Consider the following 15844-nt stretch of genomic DNA (forward strand, 5'->3'; position numbering starts at 1 on the left):
ATGCGTAGTGTAGTAGCTTCGGATATCATTGCTGTCAGTAAATTTAACCGCTTTCATTTACTTGTTTTTCTTTGGTGTTTTTATGCCATCGCTTTCGACGGGTATGAAATAGCCATGTATGGTGTGGCTTTGCCTTGGATGATGGAAGAGTGGGATTTAACTTCCATTCAGGCAGGGGCAGTCGGCAGTTATTCCTTATTCGGCATGATGATTGGCGCCCTGATTTTAGCACCGATCGCAGATAAATATGGCCGGAAGAATGTTCTCGTCATTTGTATGATTTTGTTCAGCATATTTACCTTGGGGGCAGGGATTGCACCCAACCTCACATGGTTCACAGTAATGCGTTTCATTGCTGCAATTGGAATGGGAGCATTAATGCCGAATGTTATATCGCTAATGACTGAATATTCCCCAAAACAAAATCGGGCCATCATTGTAGCTGCGATGTATTGTGGCTATTCAATCGGTGGAATCATGGCATCATTAGTGGGAATGTATATCATTCCTTATACGGATTGGCGTGTATTATACTTTATTGGAATTTTGCCATTACTTACACTTCCAATATTCATGAAGCAGTTTCCTGAATCCCTTTCCTACTATTTAGCAAAGAAGGAAATTGGGAAGGTTGTTGAAATCCTCAATAAAGTCAAACCAGAAGGGGATTTTAAAGAAACAGACGATTTCAGGCTTAGTGAAGCTGAACAGAGGGGAAAAGGATCTCCAGTAAAAAAACTATTCACGAACAAACGGGCATTCAGTACGGTTTCCATTTGGGTGGCTGTGTTCTGTACATTGATGATGGCCTACGGATTAAATACCTGGCTTCCAAAAATGATGCAGGATTCCGGATTCAGTATCACCTCAAGCCTTTCATTTAACCTGGTTTTGTGCCTTGGTCAAATTGGAGGTTCCTTAGTAGGCGGTTATTATGCTGGAAAAATGGGCCATCGTAAAATTCTTGTTACACTATTCTTATTAGGGGCCGTTACCTTTGTCGCATTGAGCGCTACGACTAATAACATCGCGGTATATTTACTGATTTTTATGGGGGGTGCCTGTACTGTTGGTGCCATGAACTTAGCCAATCCGTATATCACAGAATATTACCCCCGTGAAATCCGTACGACGGGTATGGGCTATTCGCAAGCTATCGGCAGGATTGGCTCAATTCTCGCTCCCACTTTAATTGCCTTTCTTCTGTCAACAGGCATGGATCCGAAGGTGGCTTTTGCTACATTTGCGCTGCCAAGTATCATCGCAGCGGTCGGTTATATTCTGGTCCAAGAAAAACATGGATCTTTTGACAGGGTAGTCAAGGAGGACAATGAAGAGGTAGAATCAGAGAAGACTGTAACTATTTAAAGAAATGATTCACAATTCGGAATACAATCCCCTTAGTTGTTTAACATTGCAGCAAGGGGATCTGCAATTCAATGGTTCTAGGGGCTGCTCTTGAAAATATTAAACTCATGTTGTAAGTAAAGGAAGGAAACATATTGGCATTTATAAAATTTCAATAAAAATTTAGTAGAACGATGTACTAATATTGGGCAATAGGTTAAGGGGGAAAAATATTGAGCTCAGAATTAAAGGCAATAATAGAAGATCGCACATCGGAACCGGTAACTGACAGATCAAAAAAAGGAAAACAGAAAACTGTTCGATGGTTCATCTTATTTCTAATTGCTTTAGTCACGTGTATTAATTACATCGACCGTGCCATCATTTCGCTTGCTGCTCCGAATATTCAAGCCGATTTACATATTGATCCGGCTATGATGGGTATCATATTTTCCGTATTTGGCTGGAGCTATACCTTCTCCATGCTATTTAGCGGCTACTTTCTTGATAGATTCGGTCCTCGAAAGGTATACACGGTTTCCCTCGTTTTATGGTCTGTATTTACATTCATGGTAGGAACCGCGAAAAATATATCGTCACTTATTACATATCGCATAGGACTGGGTGCCTTTGAATCTCCCTCCATACCTACTAATGCCTGGTGTGTATCCGAGTGGTTTCCTAAAAAAGAACGTGCTACTGCTGTAGGGATTTATACGGGTACCCAATATATTGGGTTAGCCTTCCTGACTCCAGTTTTTACTTGGATCATCATAACCTTTGGTTGGAATTACCTTTTTTATATCGCCGGAATCATAGGGATTCTCATTGGATTTGTTTGGTATGGATTCTATCGGAACCCTAGGGAACATATGCGGATTTCTCAGGAAGAGCTAAACTATATCAAAGAAGGCGGAGGGATGATCGGAACTGAAGAGAAGCATCCTTTCTCCTGGAACCGAATAGGCCAACTGCTTAAACACCGTCAAATTTGGGGAATGTTCATCGGGCAATTTTCCATTCAAACTACTTTGTTTTTCTTTATGACTTGGTTTCCATCCTACTTGATCGATGAAAAGGGAATGACGATGTTGAAAACTGGAATTTATGCGAGTATTCCTTACATCGTAGCCATATTAGGAACCCTCATTGGCGGCCGATGTTCCGATTGGATGCTGACACGCGGGGTATCAACAGGAATGGCACGTAAACTTCCCATCATTGTCGGATTGTTACTGTCTTGTTTGATTCTTGGAGGGAATTATACGGATTCACCAAACATAGTCATCACCTTTATGGCGATAGCATTCTTTGGACAGGGGATGGCATCAACAGTTACCGGAGCACTTTTAGCTGATATTGCCCCGAAAGGAATGGTAGGCCTAACGGGTTCCTCACTATATTTTGTAGCAAACATTGGAGGGGCATTATCTCCGTTAATCGTCGGTTTAATCATTAGTGCGACACATTCTTATGCAGCAGCGTTAACCTTTATATCCGTAGTGGCCCTAATTGGCGCTTTTGCTTATATCTTCCTTCTCGGAAAAGTACAGCGTATAGAAATCACAATGAAAAAATAAAAGGAGAAAGGCGGAATTACATTGAAACTGAGTTTATGCACTACAGGATTTAAAGAATGGGACATAGAGGAAATAATAAATTGGCTGCTTCCGTTGCAAGCGGATGTTAAAGGACTTGAATTATGGAATAAACATATAGAACGATTTCAGGAGAAGCATGGACCACTGGACAAGTTAGCCAAATTACTTGAAAATAATGATTTACAAATACCATCCATTAGTGGATATACGACTTTTTCGAAACTCTGGAACCAAAAAGAACATCAAAACGAAATCAATCAAGCAAGAAAATTGTTAGATATGGCCCATCAATTGAACTGCCCATTAATACGGACTTTCGCAGGACATATAGCATCAAGGAATGCCTCACCGGAGCAATGGTCGGAAACCGCTACCGAATTAAATAAATTAGGGCAAATGGCCGATCTCTATGGAGTGGATGTAGCAATAGAAATTCACTATGACTCTTTTGCTGATAACCTCGAAGCTATTCAAAAGCTTTTAGAAGATATTGACCATCCACGGATAAAACTGATTTTCGATGGTGCTAACTTATACGTTGATCAATTGAATCCGAAGGAGGTATTGGAATCCATCTTCCCCCATGTCAGCCATGTACATTTAAAAAATTATCACTACAATCATAAAGAGCGATATAAAAACAAACCAGCCCCCATTTTTAGTGGGGATGTTGACAATATTCGCTTACTCGAAGAATTGAGAAAGCGGAATTATACAGGCTTTGTTTCTCTGGAATATTTCGGTCAGGAAGGAATGCCTAACTTGCTTGCCTCATTAGAACAATGGAAACAGCAACTGACATATTGATTTCTTTACGTTTTTTAGCTGAAAGATATACGATAGGATATCAACTTTTATTTAAAATGCTTCTTGAGCAGGATATTCCATCATGACAGTCGAACATCAATTGGTATAAGAGCGGTCCAATTAAAAGAAGCTGAATAGGATGGTGAATATGCAGAATCATGAGCTGGAACAAATCATAAAAAATGCGGACAGGGCAATAAATAATGAGAATTTCGATCATTTAATGGAGTTCTATTCAGAGGATGCAACTTTAGTTGTCAAACCTGGAACATTTGCAAAAGGGAAAGCGGAAATCCGTCAGGCATTCATTGCTATCGCTGAATACTTTAACCATAGTTTAATCGTCAATCAAGATAAGATGGCAATAATCGAAACGGGTGATACGGCATTGGTTGTGGCAAAAGCCCAGCTAAGTGCCAATCAAAAGGAAGATTCCGAATTCTCTATGGAAAGAACCGCGACATATGTATTTAAAAAAGATTCCACCGGTACATGGCGCTGTATAATCGACAACTCTTATGGTGCTGAAATAATTGAAGAATTGAAGTAATAAGTGAAAGCTGCCGTATTTGGTGGCTTTTTATCTTTTACAACTAGATTACATCTGTATGTAAAAAATCGCCTATGTATAGAAGTGATGATGAAATGAAGAAATGATTGTACCCAATAATAAGAACAACGGCTACAATCAAAACATAAATTTACGACAAAAAAAGAAGACGAAATCTTTAAGATATCGCCGTCTCATATAATAAGGGTTTATAATTTTCCCTATGTTCAATTGTCGCTTATTTTAAAGCTGATAAACTTCTGCTCCATCATTTCTTGCATCGCATATTTGACGCCTTCTCGGCCAACTCCGCTGTCCTTCCAGCCACCATAAGGCATATTATCAATTCGGTAAGTTGGGATATCATTGATTACGACTCCACCTGTTTCCAAGCGTTCCGCCGCATAAAAAGCTCGTTCTATACTCGGAGTCATCACTCCTGAGTTCAATCCGTAACGCGAATCATTTGCATCATTGATGGCATCATCCAGCGTATCGAATGGGAAAATGCAGACAATTGGACCAAATACTTCGAAACGAAATACCTTTGAGTCACGATTTACATTGGTTAAAACGGTAGGCAAAAGTACATTGCCTTCAACTGTACCGCCGCACTCAATTTTTGCTCCTTCCTGTACTGCCTCGTCAATCCAACTTTGTAATCGTTCCAATGATTTTTTTGAAATAACCGCTGTAATATTTGTATTTTCGTCCAGTGGGGAACCGATGACAAGCTGTTTTGTTGTACTTACGAATCGATCTAAAAATTGTTGGTATAGTGATTTGTGAACATAAATTCGTTGAATCGAGATACACACCTGACCATTATTCGTAAATGAACCCATCACACTTCTTTGAATGATTTTATCGATGTCGACTCCTTCATCAATTATGAACGGCGAATTAGATCCGAGTTCAAGGGTAAGCTTACGGAAGCCTGCCTGCTGCTGGATAAGGTGTCCGACCTCTACACTGCCTGTAAAAGTCACCTTTTTTACATGTGGATGGGTCGTCAATGCTTCACTTAAAACATCCCCTTTGCCCGGTATGATGTTCAATACTCCATCTGGCAACCCTGCTTCTTTAAAAATATCGGCAAGAACCAATGAACTCAACGGGGTTTGTTCGGCAGGTTTTAACACAATCGAGTTTCCAGCCGCAATAGCTGGACCAACTTTATGTGCGACCAGATTAAAGGGAAAGTTAAATGGGGTAATCGCAGTAACGACGCCAATCGGGGTGCGAACCGTGAAGCCAAAACGGTTTACCCCGCCAACTGCCGCATCCATCGGGATTTGTTCTCCATAATTGTTCTTGGACGCTTCTGCAGCAAAACGATAGGTCTGAACCGTACGATTCATTTCTTCACGAGCATTTCTAATCGTTTTCGCCGCCTCTAGAGAAATGATTTTCGCAAGCTCTTCACTGCGTTCTTCCATTATTGCTGCAGCTTTAAATAAAATTTCTGCTCGTGCATGAGCCGGGTAGGATCGGTATTTCTGAAAAGCGGCATTTGCCTCAACAATCGCTTCAATGGCATCCGCTGGTTCAGCCTGTCCGATTTGTGCAATTTCTTCATTTGTATGGGGATTGAATAAGGGCTCATACGATTTTGCCTCCCGCCATTTGCCACCGATCCACAATTGCCACTTTTTCTTCATTTGACATTCCTCCAATAATACATGCTCTTTATAATTTACAAATATAATCACCTAGTGTTTTCGATAACTTTACATTTTCCGAATAATCGACATCCACATCAATCAAGACAATTTCCTGACTTGAAATCGCTTCTTCTAATGCATGAAGCAATTCATCGGAGTGGGTTACTTTCACTCCTTTAACCCCAAAACTTTTTGCGAATCCTAAAAAGTCTGGGTCTGTAAATTCAATCGCATTCGTACGATCAAATTTATTCAATTGCTTCCACTCGATAAGGCCAAATTTTGAATCATGGAAAATGACAATAACGAAGGCAAGACCCAGACGTTTGGCAGTTGCCAATTCAACCCCATTCATCAGAAATCCACCATCCCCTGTAACCGCAATGACAGGTTTATCAGGCTTTGCCAATTTGGCCGCAATGGCACCGGGAACCGCAATACCCATTGATGCAAAGCCATTAGAAATGATAGTGTGATTAGGCTTTTCCGGCTGATACATCCTGGCAATCCATAATTTATGGGCGCCCACATCCGAAATGACAATGGCATTCCCTTTTTCTGCCTTTTTTATATCGGCAATAATTCGCTGAGGGATGATAGGGCTTCCTGATACATCATCAGAAGAATGAAATTTCTCAATGATTTGAGACCTTAACTTTTTCACTTCTGGCCAAAGCTCCTTTTTTGCTACACCAGTAGTCAGGGCTTCAAGTGCCTCAGTAACATTTCCGATTAATTCAGCTTGAACGGGGTAATAGGCATCAATCTCAGCCGGTCGGGCATCAATATGAATAATCGGCTTCATTGCCTCAACGTTCCAATATTTTGGCAAATACTCGACAAAATCATAGCCGACAGTGATAATAAGATCGGCCAAATCAAACCCGCATAGAACATAATCCCTTGCTTGCATCCCTACTGTAAAAAGGGTCAATGGATGGTCAGAAGGTAAAACTCCTTTGGCCATGAAAGAATTAACAACGGGAATCTGCTTCTCTTCTGCAAATTTCCGTAAGGACTCATCAGCTTCATCACGGACTACGCCATTACCAGCTAGAATAATAGGTCTTTTAGCGCGATTTATTAATTCGACAGCTTTTTTGATTTCTTCCTCGGCTGGGCGGGATCTAGGCATTGGTGTAACCGGAAGTGGTTCACCTTCTGTATCCATCAGCGCCACATCTTCCGGGAGTTCTATATGAACAGCTCCCGGCTTTTCTATGACTGCAGTCTTAAATGCTTTACGGATAATTTCCGGAATCGTATGCGGCACCTTAATTTGTTGATTCCATTTCGTTACTTCCTCAAAAACTCCAATAATGTCCACATATTGATGTGACTCCTTATGAATTCGATCAAGGCCAGCCTGACCTGTAATCGCTACAACAGGGGAATAATCCAGATAAGCATTTCCTATACCTGTCAATAAATTAGTTGCACCCGGTCCCAATGTGCCCAAGCAGACGCCAGGCTTTCCAGTTAGCCGGCCATAGATGTCTGCCATAAAAGCTGCAGCTTGTTCATGATGAACCAATATAAATTCAATGTCAGAATCTATTAGAGAATCAATAAGATCCGTATTTTCCTCACCAGGTATCCCAAAAATATACTGAACCCCTTCATTCTCTAAACACCTTACAAACAAATCAGATGCCTTCAAATTATTCCCACCTCGACTATTTCAATTTTATCTCCCTATATGTTGGCTTTGCCCACTAGAAATTATGTACTTGCGGGATATTAAAACCATTTCGAACATTTACAACTCTATATACAATTGTCATAACGAGAGGGGAAAATTGGAGTCGTTTCTAATCTATTTAATAAAAATTGACCGAAATCAGAAGCATCACGCAATACTACAGTTGCGCTATTTTTTAGAAAAAGTCGTCCCGAAATTTCGGTGAAGAAGGCCTTTTTGTTTGGAAGTTTCGGTTGTAATCAAAATAGATAGTGGGAGAGCAAATGATTAGCTTTGAGGTTAATCATGAGCTGTTTGAGACGCTTTACATTCAGAGGGTAGAAGAACACCTAAAGTTGCACTGCTTCATTCATTTTCGAATAAAGGATTCTAAGTGATTTTTAATCAAACTTTTTTCAAAGAAACATATTATATGGATTATAGTTTTTTCAAGTCTAAACGGGAAAGGAAGAATGAGCATGAAAAAGTTTAATGAGTGTCGTAGCATTAGTAGCTGCGTTGTTGGTTCCTTCTTCTACATTTGCAAGTGGCTGGGATTACTTAGGAGAAGAAACTCTTTATTCTAATGGTGCTGAAAGTCATGTGTATACCTCTACTGGTGGAGATTATAAGATTTGTCGCGATCCTTACGTGGGTCCAGCAGGAAAGTTAAAAGTTGAATTATGGGAGTACGATCCTGATAGTTATAATGATCATGTAGGAACAAGATATATAGAACGAGGAAAATGTGGGTATTTCTGGGGTATTGGTAATTTTGTTGATGGTGGAAATGAAGCGGAATTTTTTGCGAAATCAAGGACTGACAGTGATTTGCATTTAATCTTTTTTTATTAAATCACTAACTGAATGAAAAAAAAAACAGGTTGTACACTTGATTCCACTGGCTATCTAGAGTTAGCTTTTTGTGTGGATTTGAAAAAAGTTGTACTGTTTATAAAAAAGTCGTATTGTTTTGAAAAGAGTTTAACCGTATATTAATAAGAAAAACCGAAATGATCTAATTTCGGTTTTTCTTAATGAACTAAAGGGGCAGGTTAGTTAAAAAAACGCTATTCTTTTTGTAGAAATATACAGAAAGGATGGCGTTTTTTATGAGTTTTTCTGTCACGAAATGAATCTTTATTTTCAAGAACTTCACGCCTATTTCTCTCTATCTTCTCTACAACAATTAGCTAAAGAAGTTGATTTTGTTCAACAAAGTAAATATCAAACGCAAGAATTCTCTATGGAAAGAACTGCGACATATGTATATAAAAAGGATTCCAAGGGTACATGGCGCTGTATAATCGACAACTCTTGTGGTGCTGAAATAATTAAAGAATTGAAGTAATAAGTGAAGGCTGCCGTATATGGTGGCTTTTTATTTTAAATTGTTATAACTTGCTTAGAAATATGAAAACTAGAATGGATAGTTGATGATGTTTAATTTAATAAGCAATTGAAGCTAATAAGAGTATTTGTATGCATGTTAGATTCAATAGACGGCTCATAACTCTATTTGTCATAAAAATAATTTTCCATGTAAAAAAATTTTAACACATTTTCTGGTTTAATAGATCTTTGCTATGACAATTTTGAGATTTCCCTTTTATTTTCTCCTTTTTTCTTATCCTAATGTTCAAATTCCAATCTGGCACGCTGCTTGCAATTACTAATAACGAAAGCTAATTAAAATTATTGGAGGTAGGGAAATGCTAGAGCGTCAAATTCAATTTTATAGTGAAGGTTACAAATTAGATGGCACAGTGTATCTTCCAGACGATTATAAAAAAGGAGAAAAAAGACCGGCTATTATTCCGAATTCTGGATATCAAGGGTTTAATGAATTTTATCCAAAGTTATTTGCGAAAAATTTAACAGCGGCAGGTTATGTCTGCTTAGGATTTGATTATCGGAGCTTCGCAAAAAGTGAAGGTGAAGAAGGTCGCGTTATTTTGGATGAGCAGGTAGAAGATATTCAAAATGCGATAACATTCCTCTCCCTCCAGGAAGAAGTAGATTCAGATAGAATAGGATTAATAGGATGGGGTATGGGCGGTTCGAATGTGGTCCGTGTGGCCGCAAGAGACAAACGGGTTAAGGCAGTTGCAGCACTAAATGGTTTTTATAATGGCCAAAGATGGTTACGCTCTATTCATTCCTATGTTGAATGGAATGAAATTTTGAAAACGATTGAAAAAGATCGAGAACAACGGGTATTAACTGGGAAGTCCCAACTTGCAAGTACGTTTATTCATTATCCGCTTGATCCGGCCACAGCGGATTATGTTGAAAAGGAACTGGCCGTTCTGTCCCCATTTGGTAAGCAGACAGTATTGCAGTTTACAGACTCAATAATTAGCATGAACGCAGAAGAAGAAGTGAAAAATGTAACGGTCCCGCTTTTTATTGCCCATGGAAAAGAAAACTTATTACATCCACTTGATGAGGCAAATGAACTGTACGAAGCAGCAAATGAACCGAAAAAACTTTATATAATAAATGGTAAGCATAATGATTTCATGTATCATGAGCATGAAGTTTTCCAAGATTTAATTGAAACGCTTAAAGCTTTCTTTGGTGAAATTCTAATAAAAAAGGAAGAAAATATTAAAGTCATCCAAATGCAAGGGTAAAATAGATAATCGCGTGACAGGTGGCAAATTATTTTGTCATCTGTCTTTTCATATTTTGAATCAAAAGGAGCCACTTTATGGATAATAAGCATCCTTTCAAAGCAGCCATTATTGAGTTTAATCCACTATTAAATCAATTGGACAACAATATTGATCATTTGCTTGAGGCGGTAACAGAAGCAGCGAAGAATGGAGCCAAATTGATTGTCACACCGGAAATGGCTACAACAGGCTATCATTACGAGAATCGTCAGTCTATACTTCCATTTGCAGATACGATCCCGGGGAAAACCACTAAACGTTTTGAAGAAGTCGCAAAATTTTACGATACACATATTATCATAGGAATGGCGGAGGTAGATGAAGAAGACGGACTTTGCTATAATTCGGCTGCGCTTGTGGGTCCTATGGGATATATCGGAAAATACAGGAAAGTGCATCAATGGGCAACAGAAGATAGCTGGGCACATTGGGGGGACATGGGCATTCCGGTATACGAAACGTCTATTGGGAGGATTGCAGTCATTATTTGTATGGATTCAAGCTATTTTGAATCGGCCCGGATCGTTGCTGTGAAGGGAGCGGATATTCTTTGCTTTCCGACGAATTCAACAGGTGGATCGCTTTCGATGCTGCAGGCATGGGCTGAAATGAACGGTCTGTACGTCATTGGTGCGAATCGTTCCAATACAGAAACCGATTACCATATGATCGGTGCAAGTGCCATTTGGTCACCTTTAGGTAGGAAACTTGCTGAAACCCCATACGTAGAAAAAAGTCACGCGAGAGGTGAGACAGTTATTTTATATGCGGATATTGACCCTGCTTTATATGAAAATCCCGCAAAAAAAAGAATGGAAAAACGAAAGCCAGACCTATATTCTGATTTAATGTTGCACGTCGGACCTTGGGAGTATAAAAAATCACCATCAAAGCAAATGGATACCGGGACTTATGAAAAAAAGACTTCTACTGCTTTATTGCAGTATGAACCGGTAATAGGAGATAAAAAAGAAAATCTTAAGAAAATAAAAAACCTCCTGGCGGATGCTAGCTTCAAGGCTAAAAAACAAAAAAGCTTGTTATCACTAGTTATTTGCCCGGAACTTTCCTTAACAGGTCCCGTTAATTCACTTAGCCCTGAGGAAATCCGGAAACTTGCTGAACCCATATATGGAGAAACCATAAGAGAAATGAGAATGCTTTCAACTGAATATCAAATTAATATCATTTTTGGTATGATAGAGGAAGAAAAGAATCTCCTTTATAATACAGTGGTTCTTCTGACGCCAGAGGACGATAGGGTTACCAAAGCCCGTAAAGTTCATTTGTCAGAATCGGACGAACGCTGGGCCTCTGCCGGTTGGGAATTGGTTGTAGCAAATGTAACGGATATAGGGCGTGTGGGCCTTATAGTCGGTTGTGATGCTGCATATCCTGAGGTAGCGGGCATTATTGCCGTAAAACGTGCCGATTTTATTACCATCCCCACATGCTGGCATGGTGAATTTGGTGCAACACTGGCGCTTCCTGAAAAAATGATGGAAAATAAGTTTCCGATAAATTCGATGACGACATGGGACGCCACGGCAAGATTTTCGCAAACAAAAACACTCATTGCTAATTTTATAGGTACAGATATCGATTGTAAAGGTGGGAGTGCCCTTTATACACCTGATCCGATTTATGGAAGTGACATGCCCGTAGTTGCCTCTTCTCACAGTGAAGAGGTATTGATAGTGGCTAATTCTAAAATGGAACAAAATTGGTGGTTTGATCAACATAAGTTATTACTATCAAGAAGGCCGATTTTTTATCGGGAACTGGTAAAGAAGTTACAAATGTAAGCGCTTCGAGTCGTTAGTAAACTTTAATAATAGGTAACAATTAAAAGTGAGGTTGTTAAGAAGCACACATAAAAAGTACTTTAATAACAATGTATAAAGTGCTTTTTTCATTTCTCACATATCGAGGTTTTGTAAATGAAAGTATTTCAGTCACGGCTAATGAAGCGTTATGTAACTATTGTTTTAGTTGTCATTTTGTTTGTACTGGCCTCTCTTTATTTGATTGCCGTACATGTAATGAATGGATCTGTACGGTCACAAATGGAGTATCGAGATGAACTTATAGCCAAAACCCTTGGCAACCAAACAGAGAATATCTTCAAAAATTCAATTTCCGATATGCGACAGGTATCGCCCATTGTTACAAATATTGATAACAAAGCAGAGAATGCTTTTCATGTAGAAATAGAGACGATCTTGGCACAGGATCCACTTTATCTGTTCATAGAAGTATATAAAGAGAATCAGTTGAACCAACGTATTCCGAATGTTCCATTTTCTGATTTTATAGAAAATGGTTCTATTTTAAAAAGGCTCACCTGGAGTCAGACAAGCTATATTTCAAATATGATGGAACTGCCTGACGGCCGCAAGACCATTGCGATTGCATATCCATCCATTAATGAAAAGGGAGAATTTAAGGGGAGTGTAGTCGCTTATTTAAATTTAAACGTTTTATCAGAACACCTTCAAAAATTTGCAATCGGGAAAGAGGGAGTGAATGCAATAATTGACCGCAATGGAACAATTATTGCACATACTGACCAAAGTTATATTGGCAAATCCATTCGGAATCATGAGGTTGGGATTCATCTTCAAAAAGAAGATTTTGATGTTTGGAATGGCGAGATTTTTAATAAAGAAATGGCCATTGCGTATCGGCCCATTCTCTTGGGTGATATTAGTTTGATTGTGGGAGAACCGATTAAACAAGCACTAAAGCCTGCAAAAGTGGTCCAAAGTTTACTTTTACAAGGTTTTTCCATCGTTTTCATTATCGCAATAGGACTTGCTATGTTCAGTGCATCAAGAGTGATTCTTCCTGTCACGACTCTCATCAAGCATGTACAAGAATATAAAGTAGGTAAACGGAAAGCATTCGTTAAAGTGAAAACAAATGATGAAATTGAGGAATTATCGATTGTATTATCAGAAATGGCAACGGAATTGAGGGAAAAAGAAAGAAGTATGTTTTATATCCTGGAGTCCATTCCATATTGTGTTATTACTACGGACAAGGATGGTAGGATTATGACCTTCAATAAAGGAGCAGAAGATTTAATGCTTTATAGCCGGGAAGAAGTATTAAATCAGCTTATTTTTAATTTGCCGATAATACATGATATACAAGAGTTCGTTCTTTTAAAAACGTTTAATGCAGGGAAGTCTTTTGAAGAAGTAGAAAGCTATATTATTGATAAAGAAAAGGGGTTTCATGATGTCCGTATTTATGCGTCTCTTCTTAAAGGAGAACAAGATGAGTACATCGGCGCCATTCTTGTCATTCGTGATGTAAGTGAAGTGAAGAAGCTTGAAGAATACTTAAAACAAAGTGAACGGCTAGCATCCCTTGGCGAGCTCACTGCTGGGATTGCCCATGAAATAAAAAATCCTTTAAGTATTATTCAGGTTGCTGCAGAAACAATTCGCCTACAAATAGAAGATGAATTTAAAGAAAAAGAAGTGATTGATGAATTGACAGGAGATATTTTAACAGCCTCGGATCGCATGAACAGACTACTAACTGATTTTCTGAAGCTAACAAAAGATGATGAATATAACAATCATGTACTGACAGATTTGGTTATGATTACTGATGAATTGCTTAATTTATTAAGAAGAAAATTTAATGATGCAAACATTATGGTCACAACCGAATACAATTTTAGTAAAGCTCCCGTTTTGGGGGACCGGCATAAATTGACACAATTGCTTTTAAATATATTTTTGAACAGTATTCAAGCGATAAAAGATGAGGGTAATATTCATGTTGCGCTTAAAGAGAAAGGGGCATATTGGCAGCTTTCCATTTCGGATACCGGAGAAGGCATTAGGAAAGAAAAATTAAACTGGGTCTTCAATCCGTTTTATTCCACGAAACCAGAGGGAACAGGTTTAGGTTTATCTATTGCTCACGAAATTATAGTTCAACATGGTGGGAAGATATGGGCGGAAAGCGTATTCTCTCAAGGTACCACAATACATATTGAAATACTAAAACATGAGGAGAATGAATATGAAGAGCATTCTGTTTGTGGATGATGAAATTAGACTTTTGCGTGTTCTATCATTGTCATTTCGCAAGAAGGGATATGAAGTAATTCTTGCTGCCAATGGACAAGAAGCACGAAGAAGAATGAAAGAAGACGGCCCCAACCTTGTTTTCCTCGATTTAAATCTTCCAGATGCAAATGGTTTGGAACTTTTAGAGGAATTCATGGCACTCTATCCTCAAAAGGTATTTGTCATCATGACGGCTTATGGCGATATAGAAAGCGCTGTATCCGCTATAAGGGCAGGTGCATTTGATTATTTAGAAAAACCAGCAAAACTAGAGGAAATAGAACTTGTTATTAACAGAGCTTATACACTACTTGAAGTGAAACAAGAGAATATCCAACTGAAAAGTCAGTTAAACAAACTTGAATCTATAGAGGGCTTTATTAGTATAAGCAAGCAAATGAAGCAGATTTACGAATTAATTGAACGTGTCTCCGCCACAGATGTAACGGTTCTTCTTCATGGGGAAAGCGGAACAGGAAAAAGTATGATCGCCAAGATGATTCATTCCTTAAGTGATCGCAATAACGGTCAATTCATTGCTGTAAACTGCGCTGCTATCCCTGAAAATTTGCTGGAAAGCGAGATTTTCGGTTATGAAAAGGGTGCATTTACCGGTGCCACAGCAAGTCGTGCAGGGAAATTTGAAGCAGCACAAAATGGTACTATCTTCTTGGATGAAATTGGCGAAGTGCCACTTACGCTTCAAGCTAAGCTTCTTCAAGTCGTGCAGGAGAAATCCTTCATGCGTCTTGGTAGCAATCAATTAAAACAAGTAGACGTTCGAATTATTTCTGCAACAAATCGTAATTTGAAACAAATGGTACAAGAGGGGAATTTCCGTGAAGATTTGTATTATCGCTTGAATATTATAGATATGCATATTCCGGCACTTAGAGAAAGAAAAGAAGATGTTCCCCTTCTGGTTGGGGAATTTTTGGAGAAGCACCGTAAAAAAATGAAGAAAAATTTTCGAGTGTCACCTCAGCTTATGAATATATTGAAAGCATATGAATGGCCAGGAAATGTTCGGGAGCTTCAAAATGCCGTTGAGCGAGCAGCAGTTTTATGTAAGGAGGAAGACTTGTCGTTACAAGATTTCCCTTCTGAAATTAGGGGATCTAGTGAAATGAATGCAGAGTTTCCTTCAATAGTTTCTTTTAATAAAAAGAGAACGCTTCCAGAACAAATGGAAGACATTGAACGGCAATTTATATTGTCTGCGGTTGAAGAGAACGATGGGCAAATTTCCGCAGCAGCCAGAGAGCTGGGAATTTCAAGACAGCGGCTATTTTACAAGATAAATAAGTATCATGAACAAATGAATAAGTCATCTGAAGAAATTAAGCAAAAAAAGGAAGAATTATTTTAATTCTTCTTTTTTTTCGTTTTCATATGTTTTTGGCAATCCTCAAAGTTTGTAAAAGTATT

General features: G+C 38.7%; 11 protein-coding genes. 9 read left to right on the forward strand and 2 right to left on the reverse strand.

Annotated elements, in window-relative coordinates; genetic code table 11:
• The 4 genes from ACIROD_RS16555 (at position 1) to ACIROD_RS16570 (ending at position 4305) form a co-directional block, all read left to right on the forward strand.
• Entirely contained in the window at positions 1-1368 is a 1368-nt protein-coding gene (locus ACIROD_RS16555; protein ID WP_402942187.1) for an MFS transporter, read from the forward strand.
• 212 nt (positions 1369-1580) lie between these two features.
• Positions 1581-2927 carry an MFS transporter gene (locus ACIROD_RS16560; protein WP_260357312.1) on the forward strand — a complete coding sequence of 449 codons (1347 nt, stop codon included), beginning with the start codon at positions 1581-1583 and terminating at the stop codon, positions 2925-2927.
• A 21-nt stretch (positions 2928-2948) separates the two neighbouring features.
• Entirely contained in the window at positions 2949-3755 is an 807-nt protein-coding gene (locus ACIROD_RS16565; protein WP_157830963.1) for a sugar phosphate isomerase/epimerase family protein, read from the forward strand.
• Between the two features lie 148 nt (positions 3756-3903).
• Positions 3904-4305: a YybH family protein gene (locus tag ACIROD_RS16570; RefSeq protein ID WP_101221742.1), complete on the forward strand. Its 402-nt coding sequence runs from the start codon at positions 3904-3906 to the stop codon at positions 4303-4305.
• Between the two features lie 227 nt (positions 4306-4532).
• Here the strand turns inward: ACIROD_RS16570 and ACIROD_RS16575 are convergent, their stop codons facing one another.
• Positions 4533-5966, reverse strand: coding sequence for an aldehyde dehydrogenase family protein (locus tag ACIROD_RS16575; RefSeq protein WP_101221743.1), 1434 nt, complete (start codon positions 5964-5966; stop codon positions 4533-4535).
• 28 nt (positions 5967-5994) lie between these two features.
• The gene (locus ACIROD_RS16580) at positions 5995-7629 is read right to left on the reverse strand and encodes an acetolactate synthase large subunit (RefSeq protein ID WP_402942191.1); all 1635 of its coding nucleotides are present in this window, start codon (positions 7627-7629) and stop codon (positions 5995-5997) included.
• Between the two features lie 513 nt (positions 7630-8142).
• Here ACIROD_RS16580 and ACIROD_RS16585 point away from each other — a divergent pair.
• The 5 genes from ACIROD_RS16585 (at position 8143) to ACIROD_RS16605 (ending at position 15785) form a co-directional block, all read left to right on the forward strand.
• On the forward strand, positions 8143-8505 hold the full coding sequence (locus tag ACIROD_RS16585) for a hypothetical protein (RefSeq protein WP_402942193.1): 363 nt from the start codon (positions 8143-8145) through the stop codon (positions 8503-8505).
• A gap of 857 nt (positions 8506-9362) precedes the next feature.
• Entirely contained in the window at positions 9363-10286 is a 924-nt protein-coding gene (locus tag ACIROD_RS16590; RefSeq protein ID WP_402942195.1) for an alpha/beta hydrolase, read from the forward strand.
• Positions 10287-10363: 77 nt separating this feature from the next.
• Positions 10364-12133, forward strand: a complete 1770-nt coding sequence (locus tag ACIROD_RS16595; RefSeq protein ID WP_402942196.1) for a nitrilase-related carbon-nitrogen hydrolase — start codon at positions 10364-10366, stop codon at positions 12131-12133.
• A 135-nt stretch (positions 12134-12268) separates the two neighbouring features.
• The gene (locus tag ACIROD_RS16600) at positions 12269-14395 is read left to right on the forward strand and encodes an ATP-binding protein (RefSeq protein ID WP_402942198.1); all 2127 of its coding nucleotides are present in this window, start codon (positions 12269-12271) and stop codon (positions 14393-14395) included.
• Positions 14388-15785 carry a sigma-54-dependent transcriptional regulator gene (locus ACIROD_RS16605; protein ID WP_402942200.1) on the forward strand — a complete coding sequence of 466 codons (1398 nt, stop codon included), beginning with the start codon at positions 14388-14390 and terminating at the stop codon, positions 15783-15785. The genes ACIROD_RS16600 and ACIROD_RS16605 overlap by 8 nt, the downstream gene beginning before the upstream one ends.
• The last annotated feature ends 59 nt before the right edge of the window (positions 15786-15844 follow it).

This window comes from Peribacillus sp. NPDC101481, assembly GCF_044767165.1.
GTDB lineage: Bacteria > Bacillota > Bacilli > Bacillales > DSM-1321 > Peribacillus.

Excerpts from the sequence above, each read along its gene's own strand:
- ACIROD_RS16555 (WP_402942187.1), top strand. The coding sequence starts at position 1 with ATGCGTAGTGTAGTAGCTTCGGATATCATTGCTGTCAGTAAATTTAAC.
- ACIROD_RS16570 (WP_101221742.1), top strand. The coding sequence starts at position 3,904 with ATGCAGAATCATGAGCTGGAACAAATCATAAAAAATGCGGACAGGGCA.
- ACIROD_RS16575 (WP_101221743.1), bottom strand. The coding sequence starts at position 5,966 with ATGAAGAAAAAGTGGCAATTGTGGATCGGTGGCAAATGGCGGGAGGCA.
- ACIROD_RS16585 (WP_402942193.1), top strand. The coding sequence starts at position 8,143 with ATGAGTGTCGTAGCATTAGTAGCTGCGTTGTTGGTTCCTTCTTCTACA.
- ACIROD_RS16590 (WP_402942195.1), top strand. The coding sequence starts at position 9,363 with ATGCTAGAGCGTCAAATTCAATTTTATAGTGAAGGTTACAAATTAGAT.
- ACIROD_RS16595 (WP_402942196.1), top strand. The coding sequence starts at position 10,364 with ATGGATAATAAGCATCCTTTCAAAGCAGCCATTATTGAGTTTAATCCA.
- ACIROD_RS16600 (WP_402942198.1), top strand. The coding sequence starts at position 12,269 with ATGAAAGTATTTCAGTCACGGCTAATGAAGCGTTATGTAACTATTGTT.